Here is a 21147-nt window from a genome sequence, read left to right as displayed (position 1 = left end):
GCTGCCTCAGCTCTTGATGTCGCCGATCTTCGGCGCGGGCTCGTTCTTGTAATTCGCGGGGCCGAAGTTGTCCTTCACGGCCTTGTCCCAGGAGCCGTCGGAGACCATGGCCTCCAGGGCGGTGTTGATCTTGGCCTTGAGGTCGCTGCCCTTCTTGACGCCGATGCCGTAGTTCTCGTTGGTCATCTTCAGGCCGCCGAGCTTGAACTTGCCCTTGAACTGCGACTGGGAGGCGTAACCGGCGAGGATCGAGTCGTCGGTGGTCAGCGCGTCGATGGCGCCGTTCTGGAGACCGTTCAGACAGGCCGAGTACGTCGGGTAGTTCTGGAGCTGGGCCTTGGGAGCGAGCTTGTCCTTGACGTTCTGGGCGGAGGTGGAGCCGGTGACCGAGCAGAGCTTGGCGTTGTTCAGGTCCTCGGCCGACTTGATCTTGTTGTCGTCGGCGCGGAGCAGCACGTCCTGGTGGGCCAGCAGGTACGGCCCGGCGAAGTCGACCTTCTCGGCGCGCTCGTCGGTGATCGAGTAGGTCGCGGCGATGAAGTCGACGTCACCGCGCTGGAGCATGGTCTCGCGGTCGGCGCTCTTCGACTCCTTCCACTCGATCTGGTCCTCGCCGTAGCCGAGCTTCTTCGCGACGTACGTGGCGACGTCGACGTCGAAGCCCTCGTAGCCGTCCGGGGTCTTCTGGCCGAGGCCCGGCTGGTCGAACTTGATGCCGATGGTGATCTTCTTGCCGTCCCCGGAGGAGCCGCCGTCGTCGTCGCCGGAACCGCAGGCGGTGGCGGACAGGGCGAGGGCGAGGACGGTGGCCGAGGCGGCGGTGACCTTGCGGAGCTTCATGGTGGACATCCTTTGGCTGTGTTCGGACGAGCGATGAGGGCCGACGGGCGCGGGTGACATGGTCCGGGTGCGGGCCGGTGGTGCCGGTGACGACACCGTCCGGGTGCGGGCCGGTGGTGTCAGTGGTGCAGGATCTTCGACAGGAAGTCCTTGGCGCGGTCGCTGCGCGGATTGCTGAAGAACTGGTCCGGCGTGGCTTCCTCGACGATCCGGCCGTCCGCCATGAACACCACGCGGTTGGCCGCCGACCGGGCGAAGCCCATCTCGTGGGTGACGACGATCATCGTCATGCCGTCCCGGGCCAGCTGCTGCATGACCTCCAGGACCTCGTTGATCATCTCCGGGTCCAGGGCCGAGGTCGGCTCGTCGAAGAGCATGACCTTCGGGTCCATCGCCAGCGCGCGGGCGATCGCGACGCGTTGCTGCTGACCGCCGGAGAGCTGCGCGGGGTACTTGTCGGCCTGCGCGCCCACCCCGACCCGGTCGAGCAGGGCGCGGGCCTTCTCCTCGGCCTTCTGCTTGTCCGCCTTGCGGACCTTCACCTGGCCCAGGATCACGTTGTCGAGCACCGTCTTGTGCGCGAAGAGGTTGAACGACTGGAAGACCATGCCGACGTCGGCCCGCAGCCGCGCCAGCTCCCGGCCCTCCTGGGGCAGCGGCTTCCCGTCGATCGTGATCGTGCCGGAGTCGATGGTCTCCAGGCGGTTGATGGTGCGGCACAGGGTGGACTTACCGGACCCGGAGGGCCCGATCACCACGACGACCTCGCCGCGGGCGATCGTCAGATCGATGTCCTGGAGCACGTGCAACGCGCCGAAGTGCTTGTTGACATTCCTCAGTGCGACCAGGTCGCCGGTCGCGGCCACGTCGTCCTTGGCCACCGATACTTCGGTCATCGCTCTTGAAGCTCCGTCCTCCTCGGTTTTGGAGGACAGTAGTGACGCCGTGCGACCTGCGTCATTACATCTGAGGGGAATCTGAGCATCACGATCGGATAGCAATCGGACACGTGTCGTAGCACTTCGGGCAAGGCGCGTATCGGCCGGATAACTTCGGGGGGCCCGCGACCCGAACCCCCTTGACGCCGTCCCTGTCCATCAGCGTGACTGCACGGGTACGCGCGCGTGTGCCGACGCGTTCGTGATCGTTGTACTCGTGCCGGGCGTACGGCGGGTGAACCGAAGGGGGACCGGATGAGACTGCTGCTCGTCGAGGACGACAACCACGTCGCCGCCGCCCTGTCCGCGGTACTGTCACGCCACGGTTTCGACGTCACCCACGCGCGCAGCGGCGAGGAGGCCCTGCGCGCCCTGGTCCCCGAGAGCGACGGCTTCGGGGTCGTCCTCCTCGACCTCGGCCTGCCCGACCAGGACGGATACGAGGTCTGCGGCAAGATCCGCAAGCGCACCGCCACCCCGGTGATCATGGTGACCGCCCGTGCCGACGTCCGCTCCCGCATCCACGGCCTCAACCTCGGCGCCGACGACTACGTGGTCAAGCCGTACGACACCGGGGAACTGCTCGCCCGTATCCACGCGGTCAGCCGGCGCACCGCCCACGAGGACGCGCCGAGCACGGAGCACGAGGTGCGGCTCGGAGCCGTGCACATCGAGCTGGCCACCCGCCAGGTACGGGTGGACGGTACGGCCGTCCAGCTCACCCGCAAGGAGTTCGACCTGCTCGCCCTGCTCGCCCAGCGCCCCGGGGTGGTCTTCCGCCGGGAGCAGATCATCAGCGAGGTGTGGCGCACGAGCTGGGAGGGCACAGGGCGCACTCTGGAGGTGCACGTCGCCTCCCTGCGCTCCAAGCTCCGCCGGCCGGCGCTGATCGAGACCGTCCGCGGCGTCGGCTACCGCCTCGTCGCCCCCGCCGCGTAGCGGGCCGGCCGGGTGCGCGCGCGTCTGCTGCCCCTGCTCATCGTCCTGCTGGCGGCGGTGCTGCTCGCCTTCGGCGTGCCGCTCGCCGTCAGCGTGGCCCGCGCCGAACAGCAGGAGACGGTCGTCGACCGCATCGACGACACGGCGCGCTTCGCGGCGCTCGCCCAGTTCGTCGGGGACGCCCCCTCCGGGTCCCGCACCACGCCCACCGAGCGGCTGGAGACCCTCCAGAGCGAGCTGACCAGTTACTACGAGGTCTACGACATCCGGGCCGCGGTCTTCTACACCAATCACATCCCCATGGCCAACGCCCCGACGACCTGGTTCCTCCCCCAGGAGGGCGAGGTGCGCGACGCCTTCGACGAGGCGCTGCTCAGCCGCCGCAGCCACGACCCCGCCCAGGTGTGGCCCTGGGAGAGCGGCCGGCTGGTGGTGGCCTCGCCGGTCATCCGGGACGGCGACGTCGTCGCGGTGGTGGTCACCGACTCGCCCACCGGCCCGATGCGCTCGCGCACCCTGGACGGCTGGCTGGTGATCGCCGCCGGGGAGATCGCCGCGATGGCCCTGGCCGTCGGCGCCGCCCTGCGGCTCACCGGCTGGGTGCTGCGCCCCGTACGGGTCCTGGACGCCACCACCCACGACATCGCCACCGGACGCCTCAAGTCCCGGGTCGCCCCCTCCGGGGGGCCGCCGGAGCTGCGGCGCCTGGCCCGGTCGTTCAACGAGATGGCGGACAACGTCGAGAACGTCCTGGAGCAGCAGCGCGCCTTCGTCGCCGACGCCTCCCACCAGCTGCGCAACCCGCTGGCCGCGCTGCTGCTCCGCATCGAGCTGCTCGCCTTCGAGCTGCCCGAGGGCAGCGCGGAGATCGCCTCCGTCCAGACCGAGGGCAAGCGCCTGGCCCGGGTCCTGGACGACCTGCTCGACCTGGCGCTGGCCGAGCACGCCGCACCCGACCTGCGGATCACCGACATCGGCGCGCTGGCCTCCGAACGGGTCGCGGCCTGGTCGCCGACCGCCGCCGCCAAGGGCGTGGTGCTGGCCGGCGACTGCCCGCCCACCACCGCCTGGGCGGACCCGGTGGCCCTCTCCAGCGCCCTCGACGCGGTCGTCGACAACGCGCTGAAGTTCACGCCCGAGGGCGAGACCGTGCAGGTCACGGTCGCCTCCGACGGCAGCTCGTCGACCGTCGTCGTCGCCGACCGCGGCCCCGGCCTGACCGACGAGGAACTCTCCCGCGTCGGGGACCGTTTCTGGCGCAGCGGCCGGCACCAGAACATCAAGGGCTCCGGGCTCGGCCTGTCCATCTGCCGCGCCCTGCTCGCGGCGGGCGGCGGCACGATCACCTACGACCACCACCACCCGCACGGGCTGAAGGTGACGGTGACGGTGCCCCGGCACCAGCCGTGAGCGGGCGGTCAGGGCTTGACGGAGGCGTAGTACCGCCGGGCGCCCTCGTGGAGCTGGAGGGGGTCGGTGTAGATCGCCGTACGCAGGTCGACCAGTTGCGCGGAGTGGACGTGCGCGCCGATGCTGTCCCGGGTCTCGATCACCGTACGGGTCAGCCACTCGGTGATCCGGGGGTCGGCGTCGTCCCGGGCGATCAGTACGTTGGCCACCGCCATGGTCTCCAGCGGGTAGCCGTTCTGGACCGTGGGGTAGGCCGACTCGGGCATGTTGGTGGACCGGTAGTAGCGGGTGGGGCCGGGCTGGTCGTGCAGCTCGGCGACGACGTCCTCCTCGATCGGAACGAACCGGAAGGACGGCGTCCGGGCGATCCGCTGCAATCCGTCCGTGGGCAGCCCGCCCGACCAGAAGAACGCGTCCAGGCCCTGCCCGAGCCGCTTGGGCCCGGTGTCGATGCCGTCGGCGGACGGTGTGATGTCCGTCTCCGGGTCGATGCCCACGGCCTCCAGCACCCGGGTGGCGATCAGCCGCACGCCCGAGTCGGGCAGCCCGATGGCGACCCGCTTGCCCCGCAGGTCGGCGACGGACTGGATGGTGGAGTCGACCGGGACGACGAGCTGGACGTAGTCGTCGTACAGCCGCGCCACGCCGCGCAGCCGGTCCGCGCCGGGGCGGTCGTCGAAGGCGTACGTCTCCACCGCGTCGGCCGCGGCGACCGCGTAGTCGGCCGCGCCGGTCGCCACCCGCTCGACGTTCTCCTGGGACCCCGCGCTGGTGAGCAGCCGCACCTTCAGCCCCGGCATGTCCTTGCGCAGCTCGGCGCGGAGCAGGTCGCCGTACTCGTGGTAGACCCCGGCGCGGGTGCCGGTGCTGAAGGTGATCGTCCCGCTCGGCGGTTCCTCGCCCAGGGGCAGCAGCCACCACAGCAGCAGGCCGAACGCGACGACGGCCGCCGCGGCGGCGGTCAGGAGCCGGCGCGGGCCGAACCGGGAGAACAGCGTGGGCATGGCCGCGATCCTGCCAGCCGGTCCGTCCGCTGACCAGGGCGGTCGGACGGGACTGTCGGAGGGGATCGTTACAGTCGGGTCCATGAGTTCCTCCCCCGCAGACCTGGTCCGTGCCTTCCACCACGCCTTCGGACTGGCCGCGCGCAGCACCCCGGCGCGCGTGGCGCCGGAACTCGCCGCGCACCGCGCCGAGCTGCTCGCGGAGGAGGCCGCCGAGGTCGCGGAGGTCTCCGTGGACGGCCCGCTGGACCGGCTCGCGCACGAACTGGCGGACGTGGTCTACGTCGCCTACGGCACGGCCCTGGTCCACGGCATCGACCTGGACGCGGTGATCGCGGAGATCCACCGGTCCAACATGACCAAGCTGGGCCCCGACGGCCAGGTCAGCCGCCGGGCCGACGGCAAGGTCCTCAAGGGGGAGCACTACGAGGCGCCGGACGTGGCGGGGGTGCTGCGGCGGCAGGGGTGGGTGCCGGCCGAAGGCGACTGAAGGGCGGGGCGCCCGGTCCTCCGGACGCGCCCCGCCCGGAGGACCGGGCCCCCGGCCCGCCTCCGCCCGATCCGGGGAACCGGCGTGGCCCGGCCCCCCTCCGCCGCGCCCGCCTCCGCCCGGTCCGCCCCGCCCCCGGGGCTGACCCCGCCCCGGCCCGGTCCGACCCCGTGCGGCTCCCCGTGCGGCGGGACCCCGCCTCAGTCCGCCACCGACGACGCCTCCGCGCCCGCCGGCCGCGACGCCTCCCGCGGCACGTCCGGGCGGCGGTCCTGCCGGTCGTTCCGGCGCCGGGCCAGCCAGGTCGCGACGGACTCGGTGTAGCGGGCGGTGAGCGGCCCGAGGATCACCAGGATCAGGACGTACGCCGTCGCCAGCGGGCCGAGGGACGGCTCGATCCCGGCCGACACCGCCAGCCCGGCGATGACGATCGAGAACTCGCCGCGGGCCACCAGCGCGCCGCCCGCCCGCCAGCGTCCCTTGACCGAGATCCCGGCGCGCCGCGCGGCCCAGTACCCGGTGGCGATCTTCGTCAGCGCGGTCAGGACGGCCAGCGCCAGCGCGGGCAGCAGCACCGGCGGGATGCTCGCCGGGTCGGTGTGCAGCCCGAAGAAGACGAAGAACACCGCCGCGAACAGGTCCCGCAGCGGACTCAGCAGCGTGTGCGCGCCCTCCGCGACCTCCCCGGACAGGGCGATGCCCACCAGGAACGCCCCGACCGCCGCCGACACCTGGAGCTGCTGGGCCACGCCCGCCACCAGAATCGTCAGCCCCAGCACCACGAGCAGCAGCTTCTCCGGGTCGTCACTGGAGACGAACCGCGAGATCAGCCGGCCGTAGCGGACCGCCACGAACAGCACCAGCCCGGCCGCGCCCAGCGCGATCGCCAGGGTGACGCTGCCCGTCATCAGCCCGGCCCCGGCCACCAGCGCCGTGACGATCGGCAGGTACACCGCCATCGCCAGGTCCTCCAGGACCAGCACGCTGAGGATGACCGGGGTCTCCCGGTTGCCGACCCGGCCGAGATCGCCGAGCACCTTGGCGATCACCCCGGACGACGAGATCCACGTGACACCGGCGAGGACGACGGCGGCCACCGGGCCCCAGCCCATCAGCAGCGCCGCGATCGCGCCCGGCAGGGCGTTGAACGCGCAGTCGACGAGACCCGCCGGATAGTGCGACTTCAGGTTGGTGACCAGGTCACCGGCGGTGTACTCCAGGCCCAGCATCAGCAGCAGCAGGATGACGCCGATCTCGGCGCCGGTCGCGACGAACTCCTCGCTCGCGCCCAGCGGCAGCAGCCCGCCCTCGCCGAAGGCCAGCCCGGCGAGCAGGTACAGGGGAATGGGGGAGAGCCCGAACCGCCCGGCGAACCGGCCGAGCAGGCCGAGACCCAGGATGATGGAACCGAACTCGATCAGCAGAACCGCGGAAGAGTGCACCGGATCACTCCCGCCCGAGTATCGCCGCGGCGGCGTCGACGCCTTCTCGGGTGCCGATGACGATCACCGTGTCCCCGCCCATCAGACGGAAGTCCGGCGTGGGGGACGGGACCGCCTCGGCGTGCCGCAGCACGGCCACGATCGACGCGCCCGTCTCCGTCCGCATCCGCGTGTCACCCAGCAGCCGCCCGTTCCACTGCGAGGTCGCGGACACCTCGATCCGCTCCGCCACCAGCCCCAGGTCGGAGGTGTGCAGCAGGCTGGCGCTGTGGTGCGACGGCTTCAGCGCGTCGATCAGCGCCCCCGCCTCCGAGGAGGTCAGCTTCAGGGACTGGGCGCAGGAGTCGGGGTCGTCGGCCCGGTACACGTTGACCGTGCGGGCGCCGTCACGGTGCGCCACCACCGACAGCTGGCGGTGTTCGCGGGTCACCAGGTCGTACTGGACCCCGATACCCGGCAGCGGCGTCGCCCTCAGGCGTGGAGCGGACACGTGTCTTCCCCTCGTTCGTTCTCTCGCTGTGCCGCGCCGCCGGCCCGTACGGGTGTCCGATGACGCGTCGCCATGCTGTCACCCGCGCGTACGGTGGCGATATGGGTGTCGTGACGGATATACGCAACCGGCCGGGAGTACGGAGACTGCTCCCGGCGGTGTCGCGCGCCGGATCGGAGCGGCCGACGGGACCCGCGCGAGCCGGAGGGAGCGGGAAGACGACCGTGTCGCTGTTCTGGCGGATCTTCTCGCTCAACGCCGCGGGCCTGGTCCTGGCCACCGCGCTGCTGCTCGGGCCGGTCACCGTCTCCACCCCCGTCCTGCCGCACGAGGCGCTGATCCTCCTCGGCGGGCTGGCCGCGCTCCTCGTCGGCAACGCGGTCGTGCTCCGGGTCGGGCTCGTCCCCCTGCGCCGGCTCGGGCGGGCCATGTCCACCGCCGACCTGCTGCGCCCCGGCGCCCGCCCCGAGGTGTCCGGACCGGCCGAGGCCGCCGAGCTGATCGCCACCTACAACACGATGCTCGACCGGCTCCAGGCGGAGCGCGCGGCCGGGGCCGGGCACGCCCTGCACGCCCAGGAGCGCGAGCGCCACCGCATCGCCCGGGAACTGCACGACGAGGTCGGCCAGACCCTCACCGCCGTCCTGCTCCAGCTCAAGCGGGTCGCCGACCGGGTCCCCGCCGACCTGCGCGACGAGGTGAGCCAGACGCAGGAGGCCACCCGGGCCGGGCTGGACGAGATCCGCCGCATCGCCCGCCGGCTGCGCCCCGGCGTCCTGGAGGAACTGGGCCTGGCCAGCGCCCTGCGGTCGCTCGCCGCCGAGTTCACCCACCACGGACTCACCGTCCGCCACCACGTCCCCGGTGACCTGCCGCCGCTCTCCCCGGAGGCGGAACTGGTGATTTACCGGGTCGCCCAGGAGGGCCTGACCAACACCGCCCGGCACTCCGCCGCCGACCGCGCCGAGATCACCCTGCGCAGCCTGCCCGACGCCGTCGACCTCCTTGTCCGCGACAACGGCACCGGCCTGGGCGACGCCCCCGAGGGCGCGGGGCTCGCCGGCATGCGCGAGCGCGCCCTGCTGGTGGGAGCCGACCTGAGCGTGGGCCCCGGACCGGGCGCGCGGGGCACCGACGTACGCCTGCGGGTGCCCCTCGCGCCCGCCGGAACCGATCCCCACGCGCGCGTGCCCGCCGTCCCCGCCGGAACCGGCTCCCACGCGCGCGTGCCCCCCGACACCGGAGGCCACCGATGAACGCCCATTCCCCGCCGCGCCCCCCGATCCGCGTCCTGCTCGCCGACGACCACACCCTCGTACGCCGGGGGGTACGCCTGATCCTGGACGGCGAGCCCGACCTGACGGTCGTCGCGGAGGCGGGGGACGGCGCCGAGGCGGTCACGGCGGCCCGCGCCGGCGACGTGGACCTCGCCGTCCTGGACGTGGCGATGCCCCGCATGACCGGCCTCCAGGCGGCCCGCGAACTCTCCCGCCGCCTGCCCGACCTGCGCATCCTCATCCTGACGATGTACGACAACGAGCAGTACTTCTTCGAGGCCCTCAAGGCGGGCGCCTGCGGATACGTCCTCAAATCGGTCGCCGACCGCGACCTGGTCGAGGCGTGCCGGGCCGCCGTCCGCGACGAGCCCTTCATCTACCCGGGCGCCGAGCGCGCCCTGGTCCGCGCCTACCTCGACCGTCTGCACCGGGGCGACGGCCTGCCCGCGCGGCCGATCACCGAGCGCGAGGAGGAGATCCTCAAGCTCGTCGCCGAGGGCCACACCTCGAAGGAGATCGGCGAACTGCTCTTCATCAGCGCCAAGACCGTCGAACGCCACCGCGCCAACCTGCTCCAGAAACTCGGCGTGCGCGACCGCCTGGAGCTGACCCGGTACGCGATCCGGGCGGGCCTGATCGAGCCCTGACCAGCGGCTGGAGCGGTTGTCCACCGGCCGCCGGGGTCACTGCCGCGGACCGCCTACCCTTATTGCCATGACCAGCATCGACCGGAGCCAGACCGTGGGCGCCCCCCGCACGTACGAGGTACGCACCTACGGGTGCCAGATGAACGTCCACGACTCCGAGCGATTGTCCGGTCTGCTGGAGGACGCGGGTTACGTCCGCGCCCCCGAGGGCGCCGACGGCGACGCCGACGTCGTCGTCTTCAACACCTGCGCGGTGCGCGAGAACGCGGACAACAAGCTGTACGGCAACCTGGGCCACCTCGCCCCGCGCAAGGCGAGCCGCCCCGGCATGCAGATCGCGGTCGGCGGCTGCCTGGCCCAGAAGGACCGCGACACCATCGTGAAGCGCGCCCCCTGGGTCGACGTCGTCTTCGGCACGCACAACATCGGCAAGCTGCCGGTGCTCCTGGAGCGCGCCCGCGTGCAGGAGGAGGCGCAGGTCGAGATCGCCGAGTCCCTGGAGGCGTTCCCGTCCACGCTGCCGACCCGCCGCGAGAGCGCCTACGCCGCCTGGGTCTCCATCTCGGTGGGCTGCAACAACACGTGCACCTTCTGCATCGTCCCCGCCCTGCGCGGCAAGGAGAAGGACCGCCGCCCCGGCGACATCCTCGCCGAGGTCGAGGCCCTGGTCGCCGAGGGCGTCTCCGAGATCACCCTCCTCGGGCAGAACGTCAACGCGTACGGTTCCGACATCGGCGACCGCGAGGCGTTCAGCAAGCTGCTGCGGGCCTGCGGCACGATCGACGGCCTGGAGCGGGTCCGCTTCACCTCCCCGCACCCGCGCGACTTCACCGACGACGTGATCGCCGCCATGGCCGAGACGCCGAACGTGATGCCGCAGCTGCACATGCCGCTCCAGTCCGGCTCCGACCCGGTCCTCAAGGCGATGCGCCGCTCCTACCGCCAGGAGCGCTACCTCGGCATCATCGAGAAGGTCCGTGCCGCCATCCCGCACGCCGCGATCACCACCGACATCATCGTGGGCTTCCCCGGTGAGACCGAGGAGGACTTCGAGCAGACCCTGCACGTCGTCCGCGAGGCCCGGTTCGCCCAGGCGTTCACCTTCCAGTACTCCAAGCGCCCCGGCACCCCGGCCGCCGAGATGGACGGCCAGATCCCCAAGGCGGTCGTCCAGGAACGCTACGAGCGGCTGGTCGCCCTCCAGGAGGAGATCTCCTGGGAGGAGAACAAGAAGCAGGTCGGCCGCACCCTGGAGCTGATGGTCGCCGAGGGCGAGGGCCGCAAGGACGGCTCCACCCACCGCCTCTCCGGCCGCGCCCCCGACAACCGCCTGGTCCACTTCACCAAGCCCGACCAGGAGGTCCGCCCCGGCGACGTGGTCACCGTCGAGATCACCTACGCCGCCCCGCACCACCTCCTCGCCGAGGGCGCCGTCCTCGACGTGCGGCGCACCCGCGCGGGCGACGCCTGGGCCAAGCGCACCGCGACCGAGCAGGCCAAGCCCGCGGGCGTGCTGCTGGGGCTGCCGAAGGTCGGCGTCCCCGAGCCGCTGCCGGTCGCGGCGAGCGGCTGCGGCTGCGACTGACAGCACGCCGAGTCCGGGCGCCGGGTCCCGCCGGGGATACGGCCGCGGAAGGCCGCTGCTGGGGAAGGGCGCCGGACGCAGCACCCGCTCCCCGACGGGGATACGCTGCCGATCATGCTTGTCGCCGCCGCCGTCTGCCCTTGCCCGCCCCTGCTGGTCCCGGAGGTCGCCGCGGGCGCCGCGCCCGAGCTGGAACCGGCCCGAGCCGCGTGCGCGGACGCGCTGGGCGTCCTCGCCGCCGCCCGCCCCGACCGCCTGGTCGTCGTCGGCCCGGCGGAGGGCGGCGGACCCGAGGTGTACCCGGCCGGCACCCGGGGCTCGTTCCGCGGCTTCGGCGTCGACGTCGACGTACGGCTCGGCGCGGGTGAGGACGGGACCGGCGGCGGGGCCGTCGCGGAGCCCCTGGGGGAACTGCCGTACGGGCTCGCCGTGGGCGCCTGGCTGCTGGCCCGCACCGGCCGGGCCGGCGCCCCGGTCGAAGGGCTCGGCGTCGGGCCGTCCCTCACCGCCGAGCGCTGCGTGGCCCTGGGGCGGGACCTGGCCGGGCGGCCGGGCCGGCTGGCGCTGCTCGTCCTGGGCGACGCCAGCGCGTGCCGCACGGTCAAGGCACCCGGGTACCTCGACGAGCGGGCGGCGCCCTTCGACGCGGCGGTCGCCCGAGCGCTGGACGCCGCCGACCCGGCCGCCCTCCAGGCCCTCGACGCGGAGCTGGCGCGCGAGCTGAAGGTGTCGGGGCGGGCGCCCTGGCAGGTCCTCGCGGGCGCGGCCGAGGGCGCGGACCTCGCCGGGACGCTGCTGTACGAGGACGCGCCGTACGGGGTCGGCTACCTGGTGGCCGCCTGGTCGTAGCCCCCGGGGCGCTCGCGCACCGCGGGGCGCCGCACACGACGGCGGACGGCCGGGAGCGAGTGCCGCTCCCGGCCGTCCGCCGTCGTGTGCCCGGTCGGTCCCGCGTCCGTTCAGCCGGCCGGTGGCGTCGGACCCGCCGGGGGAGTGCCCCCGCCGCCGGAACCGGGCCCCGGGTCGTCCTGGTGGGCGAGGCGGTCCACGGCGTCCTTCGCCTTGCCGGTACCGGACCGGATGCGGTCGCTGTACTTGCCCTTGGTCTTCTCGTCGACGGTCTGCGCCGCCTTGTCGAGCCCGTGCTGGATCTTGTCCCCGTGCTGCTGCGCGAGGTCGGAGACCTTGCCCTTCGCCGGGCCCAGCTTGGCCTTCAAGTTGTCCAGGAGACCCATGGTCCACCTTCCTACGCGAGTGGTGCGGTCAGGCGCTGGCCGCCAGGTGCCGTGCTAGGTGCGGGCGCCCTCGCCGGCCTCGTGGCCGGCGGCCTCCCCGGCGGACTGCTGGGGGATCTCCACGGCGCCGGCCCCGGCGGCCTCCTGCTCCGCCGGTTCCCGCCCGGTGCCCACCGCTTCCCCGGCGGCGGTCGCCCCGGCAGCCGTGCCGGACCGCGCGCCGGCGTCCGACGCCTCCTCCGTGGCCTTCGACCTCCGAAGAAGTCGTGCAAGAACGCCCATATCAACTCCATACGCTACTCGTGCGGGCGGATTCCCGCGTCGCCCGGCGCGTCCGTTCGCGCGAGCCGGGCCACCGCCTCCGTGCGCCGGGGCGGGAACCTCGCAACGGGCAACGAACCCCGGGAGCCCACGTCACGTAACTCGTTCGAGGCCACGGCCACGGGTTTGCGAGACTGGGGCGGTGAGCAGTGCACCCCCCGCCCCCCGCGTCATCGCCGTCGTCGGACCGACCGCGGCCGGAAAGTCCGATCTGGGCGTCTTCCTGGCCGAGCGGCTCGGCGGCGAAGTCGTCAACGCCGACTCCATGCAGCTCTACCGAGGGATGGACATCGGCACCGCCAAGCTGACGCCCGAGGAGCGCGCGGGAGTCCCGCACCACCTCCTGGACATCTGGGACGTGACCGTCACCGCATCCGTCGCCGAGTACCAGCGCCTCGCGCGGGAGCGGATCGACGCCCTGCTGGCCGCCGGGCGCTGGCCGATCCTCGTCGGCGGCTCCGGCCTCTACGTCCGGGGCGCCGTCGACAAGATGGAGTTCCCCGGCACCGACCCCGAGGTCCGGGCCCGGCTGGAGGAGGAGCTGATCCTGCGCGGCTCCGGGGCGCTGCACGCCAGGCTCGCCGCCGCCGATCCCGAGGCCGCCCGTGCCATCCTGCCCAGCAACGGCCGCCGGGTCGTCCGCGCCCTGGAGGTGATCGAGATCACCGGCCGCCCCTTCACCGCGAACCTCCCCGGCCACGACTCCGTCTACGACACCGTGCAGATCGGCGTCGACGTGGCCCGCCCGGAACTGGACGCCCGTATCGCGCGCCGGGTCGACCGGATGTGGGACGCCGGTCTCGTGGAGGAAGTGCGCGCACTGGAGGCGCAGGGGTTGCGCCAGGGGCGTACGGCGTCGCGCGCCCTCGGCTACCAGCAGGTGCTCACGGCGTTCGCCGGCGGGTGCACCCTGGAGGAGGCCCGGGAGGAGACCGTACGGGCCACCAAACGCTTCGCGCGCCGTCAGGATTCGTGGTTCAGGCGCGATCCCCGGGTGCACTGGTTGAGTGGGGCCGCGGCGGACCTCGGGGAACTTCCGCGGCTCGCGCTGTCGTTGGTCGAACGACCGGTTACAGCCTGATCACGTCATGGCATCGGGACGCCCCGGCCGTCATCCCGGTCCACGGCGGCGTGCCATCATCAAGCTCGATCGACCAAGTGGAGTCCTAGTGGGGAGGGCGCGTGGCGATGGAGGCCGGCCCTCGTGACACCGCACCGAGCACCGAGCACGTGGCCGTCGGCGGCCCGGAACCGGAGCCGGACGACGGTCCCCTGCTGAGCCCGGACGGCCCCGACGAGACCCGGGGCGGGGTCGCCGCCGACGGCCCGGAGCCCGACGAGATGTACCCGGTCGGCGAGGAGGTCGAGGTCGAACTGCGGCCGCAGCGGCGGCTGCGCGTCTGGCAGCTCGCGCCCATCGTCTGCCTGGCCGCGGTCGGCTCGCTGATGTTCGCCTTCCCGCTCGCCTTCGACTTCGGCGACAGCGGCGCGATGATCGCGATGCTGGGCCTGCTGATCTGTTCGTGCGCCGCGGGCTGGGGCATGATGGCCGCCCGCCGCGTGGGCCACACCTGGCCCGGCCTGCCGCAGCGCGGCTCGGGCCGCCGCCCCGACTGGCGGGTGGTCCTCGCCTACGTCGTCGTGGTCGCCGCGGTGGTCGTCCTCGCCGTGTGGCGCGTGGCCCGGCTGCGCGGCTGACGCCCTGTCCCGCGGTCTTGCCCGCCCGACCCCGTACGATCGAGGAATGAGCACGCGGATCGCTTTCCTCAAGGGCCACGGCACCGAGAACGACTTCGTGATCGTGCCCGACCCGGAGAACGCCGTCGCGCTGCCCCCGGCTGCCGTCGCCGCCCTGTGCGACCGCCGCGCCGGCCTCGGCGGCGACGGACTGCTGCACGTGGTGCGGTCCGCCGCCCACCCCGAAGCCCGGCACCTGGCCGCCGAGGCCGAGTGGTTCATGGACTACCGCAACGGCGACGGGTCGGTCGCCGAGATGTGCGGCAACGGCGTACGCGTCTTCGCGCGCTACCTCCAGCACGCCGGGTATGCGACCGAGGGAGACCTCGCCGTCGCCACACGCGGGGGCGTGAAGACCGTGCACCTCGCGAAGGACGGTGACATCACCGTCGGCATGGGCCGGGCCGTGCTCCCCGAGGGCGAGGTCACCGTGCGCGTCGGCGAGCGCGCCTGGCCCGCCCGGAACGTGAACATGGGCAATCCGCACGCCGTCGCCTTCGTCGCCGACCTCGCCCACGCCGGGGAACTGCGCGCCGCCCCGCCGGTCACCCCGGCCACGGCCTACCCCGACGGGGTCAACGTCGAGTTCGTCGCCGACCGCGGCCCCCGGCACGTCGCGATGCGGGTGCACGAGCGCGGCTCCGGGGAGACCCGGTCCTGCGGCACCGGCGCGTGCGCCGTCGCCGTCGCCGCCGCCCGCCGGGACGGCACCGACCCGGCCGTCACGGGCACCCCGGTGACGTACACGGTCGACGTGCCCGGCGGCACCCTGGTCATCACCGAGCGGCCGGACGGCGAGATCGAGATGACCGGCCCGGCGGTGATCGTCGCCGAAGGGGAGATCGACCCGGAGTGGTGGGCAGGGGCCGCCGTGTGAGCACCAGCGCGAACCTCGGCGGCCCGCTCGGAAACGTAAACCCGTCACCTATCGCTCGAATGGGTGATCCGTTTCACGCTGGACGAGAGGCGGTCGGCCGTACGTGATGGGCTCGATAGCATCAAGCACCGGCTCGGGCGGGGGACCCCTGCCGCCCCCCGCGCCCTGCCCGCTCCGGGGCGGCCCGCCCGCCGGTCGACGCAGCCGGAGGTGCCCATGAACGCGGAGGCCGCGAAACCAGCGAGCCCAGCTCCCGTGCCGCCCGTGACCGCCCTCGGCGCCGTCACCCCGCCCGCGCCCCGGCGCAAGTCCCGCCCCCGCCTCGACCTGCGCCGCCTGGGCCGCGCGGCGCTGCTCGGGTCGGGCACCCGCGGCCGGCTGCCCGACGCCATCGGCCATGTGGTCGAGGCCCACCGCGCCCACCACCCCGACGCGCCCGTCGACCCGCTGCGCCGCGCCTACCTGCTCGCCGAGTCCTCCCATCGCGGCCAGATGCGCAAGAGCGGCGAGCCGTACATCACCCACCCGCTCGCCGTCACCCTCATCCTCGCCGAACTCGGCGCGGAGACCACGACCCTGACCGCCTCCCTCCTCCACGACACCGTCGAGGACACCGACGTCACGCTCGACCAGGTCGGCGCGGAGTTCGGCGAGGAGGTCCGCTACCTCGTCGACGGCGTCACCAAACTGGAGAAGGTCGACTACGGCGCCGCCGCCGAGCCCGAGACCTTCCGCAAGATGCTCGTCGCCACCGGCAACGACGTCCGCGTGATGTCGATCAAACTCGCCGACCGGCTGCACAACATGCGCACCCTCGGCGTCATGCGCCAGGAGAAGCAGGAACGCATCGCCAAGGTCACCCGCGACGTCCTCATCCCGCTCGCCGAACGGCTCGGCGTGCAGGCGCTCAAGACCGAGCTGGAGGACCTCGTCTTCGCCGTCCTGCACCCCGAGGACCACCGGCGCACCAAGGAACTCATCGCCGAGAACGCCGCCCGCGCGGACGACCCGCTGGCCGCCACCGCCGACGAGGTGCGCGCCGTGCTCCGCGAGGCCGACATCCCCGCCGAGGTGCTCATCCGGCCCCGCCACCACGTCTCCGTGCACCGCGTGGGCCGCAAACGCGGCCGGCTCGACGCCACCGACTTCGGCCGGCTGCTGGTCCTGGTCAACGAGGACGCCGACTGCTACGCCGTCCTGGGCGAACTGCACACCTGCATGACACCCGTGGTCTCGGAGTTCAAGGACTTCATCGCCGTACCCAAGTTCAACCTGTACCAGTCGCTGCACACCGCCGTCGCCCGTGAGAACGGCGGCCAGGTCGTCGAAGTCCTCATCCGCACCCACCAGATGCACAAGGTCGCCGAGGCCGGGGTCGTCGCGCTCGGCAACCCCTACACCGCCCCGCCCGAGGACCAGGCCGGCGGCGACGGCGAGCGCGTCGACCCCACCCGCCCCGGCTGGCTCTCCCGCCTCCTCGACTGGCAGCGGGCCGCCCCCGACCCCGACACCTTCTGGTCCACCCTGCGCGAGGACCTCGCCCAGGACCGCGAGATCACCGTCTTCCGCCCCGACGGCGGCACCCTGGGCCTGCCCGACGGCGCGACCTGCGTGGACGCCGCGTACGCGCAGTACGGCGAGGACGCCCACGCCTGTATCGGCGCCCGCGTCAACGGCCGGCTGGCCACGCTGAGCACCGTGCTGCGCGACGGCGACACCGTGCAGCTCCTCATGGGGCAGGACCCGGCCTCCGAGCCCTCCCGGGAGTGGCTGGAGCACGCCCACACGCCCGCCGCCCGGATCGCCATCCAGCGCTGGCTCACCGCCCACCCGGGGCGCGGGGACACCGCCGAGGACGACGGGTCCGCCCGGCCGGGCACCGACGAGGGCCTGGTCGTACGGCGTACCGAGGACACCCCGGGCGGCGGCGCGGACGCCCCCGCCGTCCTCGCGGACCTGCCGGACGCCACCGTACGGCTGGCCGGGTGCTGCACCCCCGTACCGCCCGACGAGATCACCGGGTTCGCCGTGCGCGGGGGAGTGGTCACCGTGCACCGCGCCGGCTGCGCCGTGGTCGCCCGGATGAAGAGCGGGGGGCGCGCGGAGATCGGCGTGCGCTGGGGTGACACCACCGGCGGCCGGGTGACCCTGCTCGCCGAATCGTTCGTCCGTCCGCACCTGCTGGCCGACCTCACCGAGGCGATGGCCCTGGAGGGCGCCGAGATCGTCTCCGCCACCGTCGAACCCCCGGACCGTCAGCGGGTCCGCCACACCTACACGGTGCGCCTCCCGGACGCGACCCACCTGCCCGCTCTCATGCGCGCGATGCGCAATGTGGCGGGCGTGTACGACGTGAGCCGGGCACAGCCGCAGGCGGCGGGCGGCTGACCCGTGGGGGCCGGCCCTTGAGGGGTGTGGGAGCCGTTCGGGTGCGCCGGGCGCGCGTCGTCGCCGACCCGTACGGGTGCGCTGGTAGCGGTGGGGGATGCCGTACACAACCCCCAGCCCGCTGACCCGGCTCCGCGCGGCGGTGGTGCTCGCCCCGGCCGTCTCCGTCTGCCTGGTCGCCGCGAGCGCCCCGCCGGTCCCGCTCGGCGTCGGCGACCGCCTCTTCCCCCACCTGGGCAACCCCGGCTACGACGTCATGGCCTACGACCTGTCGTTCACCTATTCGGGGGACGCCACCGAGCCGCTGGGGGCCGTCACCACCATCAGCGCCCGTGCGACGGCGGACCTGGACCGGATCAACCTCGACTTCGCGCACGGCACCGTGGACTCGGTGGAGGTCGACGGCGAACCCGCCGGGTTCGCGAGCGCGGGCGAGGACCTGGTGATCACGCCCGAGGACGCGCTGGATGAGGGCGACCGGACCCGGATCACCGTGCGGCACACCAGTGACCCCGTCCACCCCGAGAACCGCCAGGGCGGCTGGGTGCGCACGGCGGACGGCCTCGCCATGGCCAACCAGGCCGACGCCGCCCACCTGGTCTTCCCTTGCAACGACCACCCCTCCGACAAGGCGTACTTCACCATCAGGGTCACCGCGCCGGACGGGCACACGGCCGTCGCGAGCGGGCTGCCGGAGGGCCGGTACCCGGCCGGCGACGGGGCCACCACCTGGACGTACCGCACCCGGCACCCCATGGCCACGGAACTGGCCCAGGTCTCCGTCGGCCGCACCACGGTGCTGCACCGCACCGGCCCGCACGGGCTTCCCCTACGGGACGTCGTCCCCACCCGGTACCGCGCCGCGCTGGAGCCCTGGCTGGAGAAGACGTCCGGGCAGATCGCCTGGATGGAGAGCAAGGTCGGACGCTACCCGTTCGAGACGTACGGCCTGCTCATGGCCGACGCGTCGACCGGCTTCGAACTGGAGACGCAGACCCTCTCCCTCTTCGAGCGGAGGCTCTTCACCGAGCCCGCCCACCCCGTCTGGTACGTCGAGTCGATCATGGTGCACGAACTGGCCCACCAGTGGTTCGGCGACAGTGTCAGCCCGCGCACCTGGTCCGACCTGTGGCTCAACGAGGGGCACGCCACCTGGTACGAGGCCCTGTACGCCGAGGAGAGGGCCGGCCGGACGCTCACCGCGCGGATGAAGGCCGCCTACGGCGCCTCCGACCGCTGGCGTGCCGCGGGCGGCCCGCCGGCCGCGCCCGAGCCGCCCGAACCCGGCCGCAAGACGGGCATCTTCCGGCCCAACGTCTACGACGGCTCCGCCCTCGTCCTGTACGCCCTGCGCCAGACCATCGGCGTGCCGGCCTTCGACCGGCTCGAACGGACCTGGGTGACCCGCCACCGCGACTCCTCCGCGACGACGGCCGACTTCGTCCGGCTCGCCTCCGAGGTGTCCGGCCGCGACCTGGACGCCTTCTTCGACGCCTGGCTCCACGGAGAGAAGACCCCGCCGATGCCCGGCCACCCCGACTGGAAGGCGACGGAGGCCACCGCGCCGCCGGCCGCCGCGAAGTAGGCGCGGCTCCCGGGAAATAAGCCGGTGACGAGACGGGCCGTACCGTGGGAACATCGTTCGCGACGGCGCGGCAGGGCCGCACCCCGTGACGACACACCACGACACGGCGGCACGGCGGTACGGCACGGCAGAGCGACGCGCGGATCGCACGCCCGCGGGATTGCCGCGCGCTTCGCGGGGGAATCTCCCCGTGACCCCGCGCGTTGTGCGAAGTGACGCGCAGAGCGCCGAAGCAACCGATTCCAGAGACGTAAGGATCCAATGACCTCCTCTTCTTCCCCTTCCCAGGACACCAAGCGCCTCGCGCACACCTACCCCGAGGGTCTTCGGGCCGATGCCCTGATGGAAGAGGACGTCGCCTGGAGCAACGGAAACGGCGCGGAGTGGGACGGCGACCAGTTCGACCGCTCCGACCGCGCCGCCCTGCGCCGTGTGGTCGGGCTCTCCACCGAACTGGAGGACGTCACCGAGGTCGAGTACCGGCAGCTCCGGCTGGAGCGCGTCGTCCTCGTCGGCGTCTGGACCACGGGCACCGCCCGCGACGCGGAGAACTCCCTCGCCGAGCTGGCCGCCCTCGCGGAGACCGCGGGCGCGCTCGTGCTCGACGGCGTCATCCAGCGCCGCGACAAGCCCGACCCGGCCACGTACATCGGCTCCGGCAAGGCGCAGGAGCTGCGCGAGATCGTGCTGGAGACGGGCGCGGACACCGTCATCTGTGACGGTGAGCTGAGCCCCGGCCAGCTCATCCAGCTCGAGGACGTCGCCAAGGTCAAGGTCATCGACCGCACCGCCCTGATCCTGGACATCTTCGCCCAGCACGCCAAGTCCCGCGAGGGCAAGGCACAGGTCGCGCTCGCGCAGATGCAGTACATGCTGCCAAGGCTCCGCGGCTGGGGCCAGTCGCTGTCCCGGCAGATGGGTGGCGGTCGCGGCGGCCTCGCGACCCGCGGCCCCGGTGAGACCAAGATCGAGACGGACCGGCGCCGGATCCGCGAGAAGATGGCCAAGATGCGCCGGGAGATCGCGGAGATGAAGACCGGCCGCGAGGTCAAGCGCCAGGAGCGCCGGCGCCACAAGGTGCCGTCCGTCGCCATCGCCGGCTACACCAACGCCGGCAAGTCCTCCCTGCTCAACCGCCTCACCGGCGCGGGGGTCCTGGTCGAGAACGCGCTGTTCGCGACCCTGGACCCGACCGTGCGCCGCGCGGAGACGCCGAGCGGGCGGCTGTACACCCTGACGGACACCGTCGGCTTCGTCCGGCACCTGCCGCACCACCTGGTCGAGGCGTTCCGCTCCACGATGGAGGAGGTCGGCGACGCCGACCTGATCCTGCACGTGGTGGACGGCTCGCACCCGGTGCCGGAGGAGCAGCTCGCCGCCGTGCGCGAGGTGATCAGGGACGTCGGCGCCACCGACGTACCCGAGATCGTCGTGATCAACAAGGCGGACCTGGCGGACCCGCTGGTCCTCCAGCGGCTGCTGCGGGTCGAGAAGCACTCGATCGCGGTCTCCGCCCGGACCGGCAAGGGCATCGACGAGCTGCTCGCGCTGATCGACAGCGAGCTGCCCCGCCCGTCGGTGGAGATCGAGGCCCTGGTGCCGTACACGCGCGGCAAGCTGGTCGCCCGTGCCCACGACGAGGGCGAGGTGATCTCCGAGGAGCACACCCCGGAGGGCACCCTGCTCAAGGTGCGGGTGCACGAGGAACTCGCGGCGGAACTCACGCCGTACGTCCCGGCCCCGCTGGCCTGATCCGCCCCCGAGGCACCTGACGAGGGCCCGCCCGCTGCTCACCGGCAGCGGGCGGGCCCTCGCCGCGTTTCCCGGCGGTGTCCATGGGCGCCGCACCGCCCGGCCGCGCCGCCCGGGCGGCCCGGTCGCGTCCGCGACGCGGTCGGCCGGCTGCAGACCGTAACTCCATGAGCGATCGGCGGTTGTAGCG

The 21147-nt window shown here is 73.1% G+C and carries 20 protein-coding genes; 13 read left to right on the top strand and 7 right to left on the bottom strand.

The annotated features are described in order from the left end of the window. Window positions 1-6: 6 nt before the first annotated feature. Both Sdagh_RS11375 and Sdagh_RS11370 read right to left on the bottom strand, forming a co-directional pair. Window positions 7-840, bottom strand: coding sequence for a glutamate ABC transporter substrate-binding protein (locus tag Sdagh_RS11375; protein ID WP_189420852.1), 834 nt, complete (start codon window positions 838-840; stop codon window positions 7-9). Between the two features lie 119 nt (window positions 841-959). Continuing rightward, a complete protein-coding gene (locus tag Sdagh_RS11370) occupies window positions 960-1736 on the bottom strand; it encodes an amino acid ABC transporter ATP-binding protein (RefSeq protein WP_189420855.1) in 777 nt (258 codons plus the stop codon). Between the two features lie 297 nt (window positions 1737-2033). Between Sdagh_RS11370 and Sdagh_RS11365 the strand changes: the two genes are divergently transcribed. After that, the gene (locus tag Sdagh_RS11365) at window positions 2034-2717 is read left to right on the top strand and encodes a response regulator transcription factor (protein WP_190077951.1); all 684 of its coding nucleotides are present in this window, start codon (window positions 2034-2036) and stop codon (window positions 2715-2717) included. 12 nt (window positions 2718-2729) lie between these two features. Beyond that, complete coding sequence (locus Sdagh_RS11360) at window positions 2730-4127, top strand: sensor histidine kinase (RefSeq protein WP_189420862.1); 1398 nt, start codon at window positions 2730-2732, stop codon at window positions 4125-4127. Between the two features lie 8 nt (window positions 4128-4135). Here the strand turns inward: Sdagh_RS11360 and Sdagh_RS11355 are convergent, their stop codons facing one another. Then, window positions 4136-5131, bottom strand: a complete 996-nt coding sequence (locus tag Sdagh_RS11355) for a TAXI family TRAP transporter solute-binding subunit (protein ID WP_189420866.1) — start codon at window positions 5129-5131, stop codon at window positions 4136-4138. A gap of 82 nt (window positions 5132-5213) precedes the next feature. On the opposite strand from Sdagh_RS11355, the gene Sdagh_RS11350 reads away from it, so the two are divergent. Further along, a complete protein-coding gene (locus tag Sdagh_RS11350) occupies window positions 5214-5621 on the top strand; it encodes a pyrophosphohydrolase domain-containing protein (RefSeq protein WP_189420868.1) in 408 nt (135 codons plus the stop codon). A 200-nt stretch (window positions 5622-5821) separates the two neighbouring features. Here Sdagh_RS11350 and Sdagh_RS11345 read toward each other — a convergent pair whose 3' ends face one another. Both Sdagh_RS11345 and Sdagh_RS11340 read right to left on the bottom strand, forming a co-directional pair. Then, window positions 5822-7063, bottom strand: a complete 1242-nt coding sequence (locus tag Sdagh_RS11345; RefSeq protein ID WP_226535031.1) for a cation:proton antiporter — start codon at window positions 7061-7063, stop codon at window positions 5822-5824. A 4-nt stretch (window positions 7064-7067) separates the two neighbouring features. Next, window positions 7068-7553, bottom strand: coding sequence for a cation:proton antiporter regulatory subunit (locus tag Sdagh_RS11340; protein WP_189420871.1), 486 nt, complete (start codon window positions 7551-7553; stop codon window positions 7068-7070). A 224-nt stretch (window positions 7554-7777) separates the two neighbouring features. Here Sdagh_RS11340 and Sdagh_RS11335 point away from each other — a divergent pair, with 224 nt between their 5' ends. The 4 genes from Sdagh_RS11335 (at window position 7778) to Sdagh_RS11320 (ending at window position 11911) form a co-directional block, all read left to right on the top strand. Next, window positions 7778-8809 carry a HAMP domain-containing sensor histidine kinase gene (locus tag Sdagh_RS11335; protein WP_226535029.1) on the top strand — a complete coding sequence of 344 codons (1032 nt, stop codon included), beginning with the start codon at window positions 7778-7780 and terminating at the stop codon, window positions 8807-8809. Next, on the top strand, window positions 8806-9477 hold the full coding sequence (locus Sdagh_RS11330) for a response regulator (RefSeq protein ID WP_189420877.1): 672 nt from the start codon (window positions 8806-8808) through the stop codon (window positions 9475-9477). The genes Sdagh_RS11335 and Sdagh_RS11330 overlap by 4 nt, the downstream gene beginning before the upstream one ends. Window positions 9478-9544: 67 nt before the next feature. After that, entirely contained in the window at window positions 9545-11062 is a 1518-nt protein-coding gene (miaB, locus tag Sdagh_RS11325; protein WP_189420880.1) for a tRNA (N6-isopentenyl adenosine(37)-C2)-methylthiotransferase MiaB, read from the top strand. Window positions 11063-11176: 114 nt separating this feature from the next. After that, window positions 11177-11911: a class III extradiol dioxygenase subunit B-like domain-containing protein gene (locus Sdagh_RS11320; RefSeq protein ID WP_189420885.1), complete on the top strand. Its 735-nt coding sequence runs from the start codon at window positions 11177-11179 to the stop codon at window positions 11909-11911. Window positions 11912-12021: 110 nt separating this feature from the next. Here Sdagh_RS11320 and Sdagh_RS11315 read toward each other — a convergent pair whose 3' ends face one another. Continuing rightward, a complete protein-coding gene (locus tag Sdagh_RS11315; RefSeq protein WP_189420887.1) occupies window positions 12022-12297 on the bottom strand; it encodes an antitoxin in 276 nt (91 codons plus the stop codon). Between the two features lie 54 nt (window positions 12298-12351). Further along, complete coding sequence (locus Sdagh_RS11310) at window positions 12352-12579, bottom strand: hypothetical protein (protein ID WP_190077952.1); 228 nt, start codon at window positions 12577-12579, stop codon at window positions 12352-12354. 181 nt (window positions 12580-12760) lie between these two features. Between Sdagh_RS11310 and miaA the strand changes: the two genes are divergently transcribed. From miaA to hflX, 6 genes are all read left to right on the top strand, one after another. Further along, the gene (miaA, locus tag Sdagh_RS11305) at window positions 12761-13699 is read left to right on the top strand and encodes a tRNA (adenosine(37)-N6)-dimethylallyltransferase MiaA (RefSeq protein WP_190077953.1); all 939 of its coding nucleotides are present in this window, start codon (window positions 12761-12763) and stop codon (window positions 13697-13699) included. A 107-nt stretch (window positions 13700-13806) separates the two neighbouring features. Beyond that, window positions 13807-14316, top strand: a complete 510-nt coding sequence (locus Sdagh_RS11300; protein WP_189421039.1) for a hypothetical protein — start codon at window positions 13807-13809, stop codon at window positions 14314-14316. A gap of 46 nt (window positions 14317-14362) precedes the next feature. Continuing rightward, window positions 14363-15232: a diaminopimelate epimerase gene (gene dapF, locus Sdagh_RS11295; protein WP_189420894.1), complete on the top strand. Its 870-nt coding sequence runs from the start codon at window positions 14363-14365 to the stop codon at window positions 15230-15232. Between the two features lie 216 nt (window positions 15233-15448). Further along, on the top strand, window positions 15449-17620 hold the full coding sequence (locus tag Sdagh_RS11290; RefSeq protein WP_189420896.1) for a RelA/SpoT family protein: 2172 nt from the start codon (window positions 15449-15451) through the stop codon (window positions 17618-17620). A gap of 97 nt (window positions 17621-17717) precedes the next feature. Beyond that, complete coding sequence (locus Sdagh_RS11285; protein WP_190077954.1) at window positions 17718-19205, top strand: M1 family metallopeptidase; 1488 nt, start codon at window positions 17718-17720, stop codon at window positions 19203-19205. A gap of 261 nt (window positions 19206-19466) precedes the next feature. Further along, window positions 19467-20957: a GTPase HflX gene (gene hflX / locus Sdagh_RS11280; RefSeq protein WP_189420898.1), complete on the top strand. Its 1491-nt coding sequence runs from the start codon at window positions 19467-19469 to the stop codon at window positions 20955-20957. Window positions 20958-21147 lie beyond the last annotated feature (190 nt).

It is taken from the genome of Streptomyces daghestanicus (genome assembly GCF_020521275.1).
GTDB classification, from domain to species: Bacteria; Actinomycetota; Actinomycetes; order Streptomycetales; family Streptomycetaceae; genus Streptomyces; species Streptomyces griseoviridis.
The sequence above is the reverse complement of the archived record's forward strand: the minus strand, read 5'-3'. Positions and strand labels throughout refer to the sequence as shown.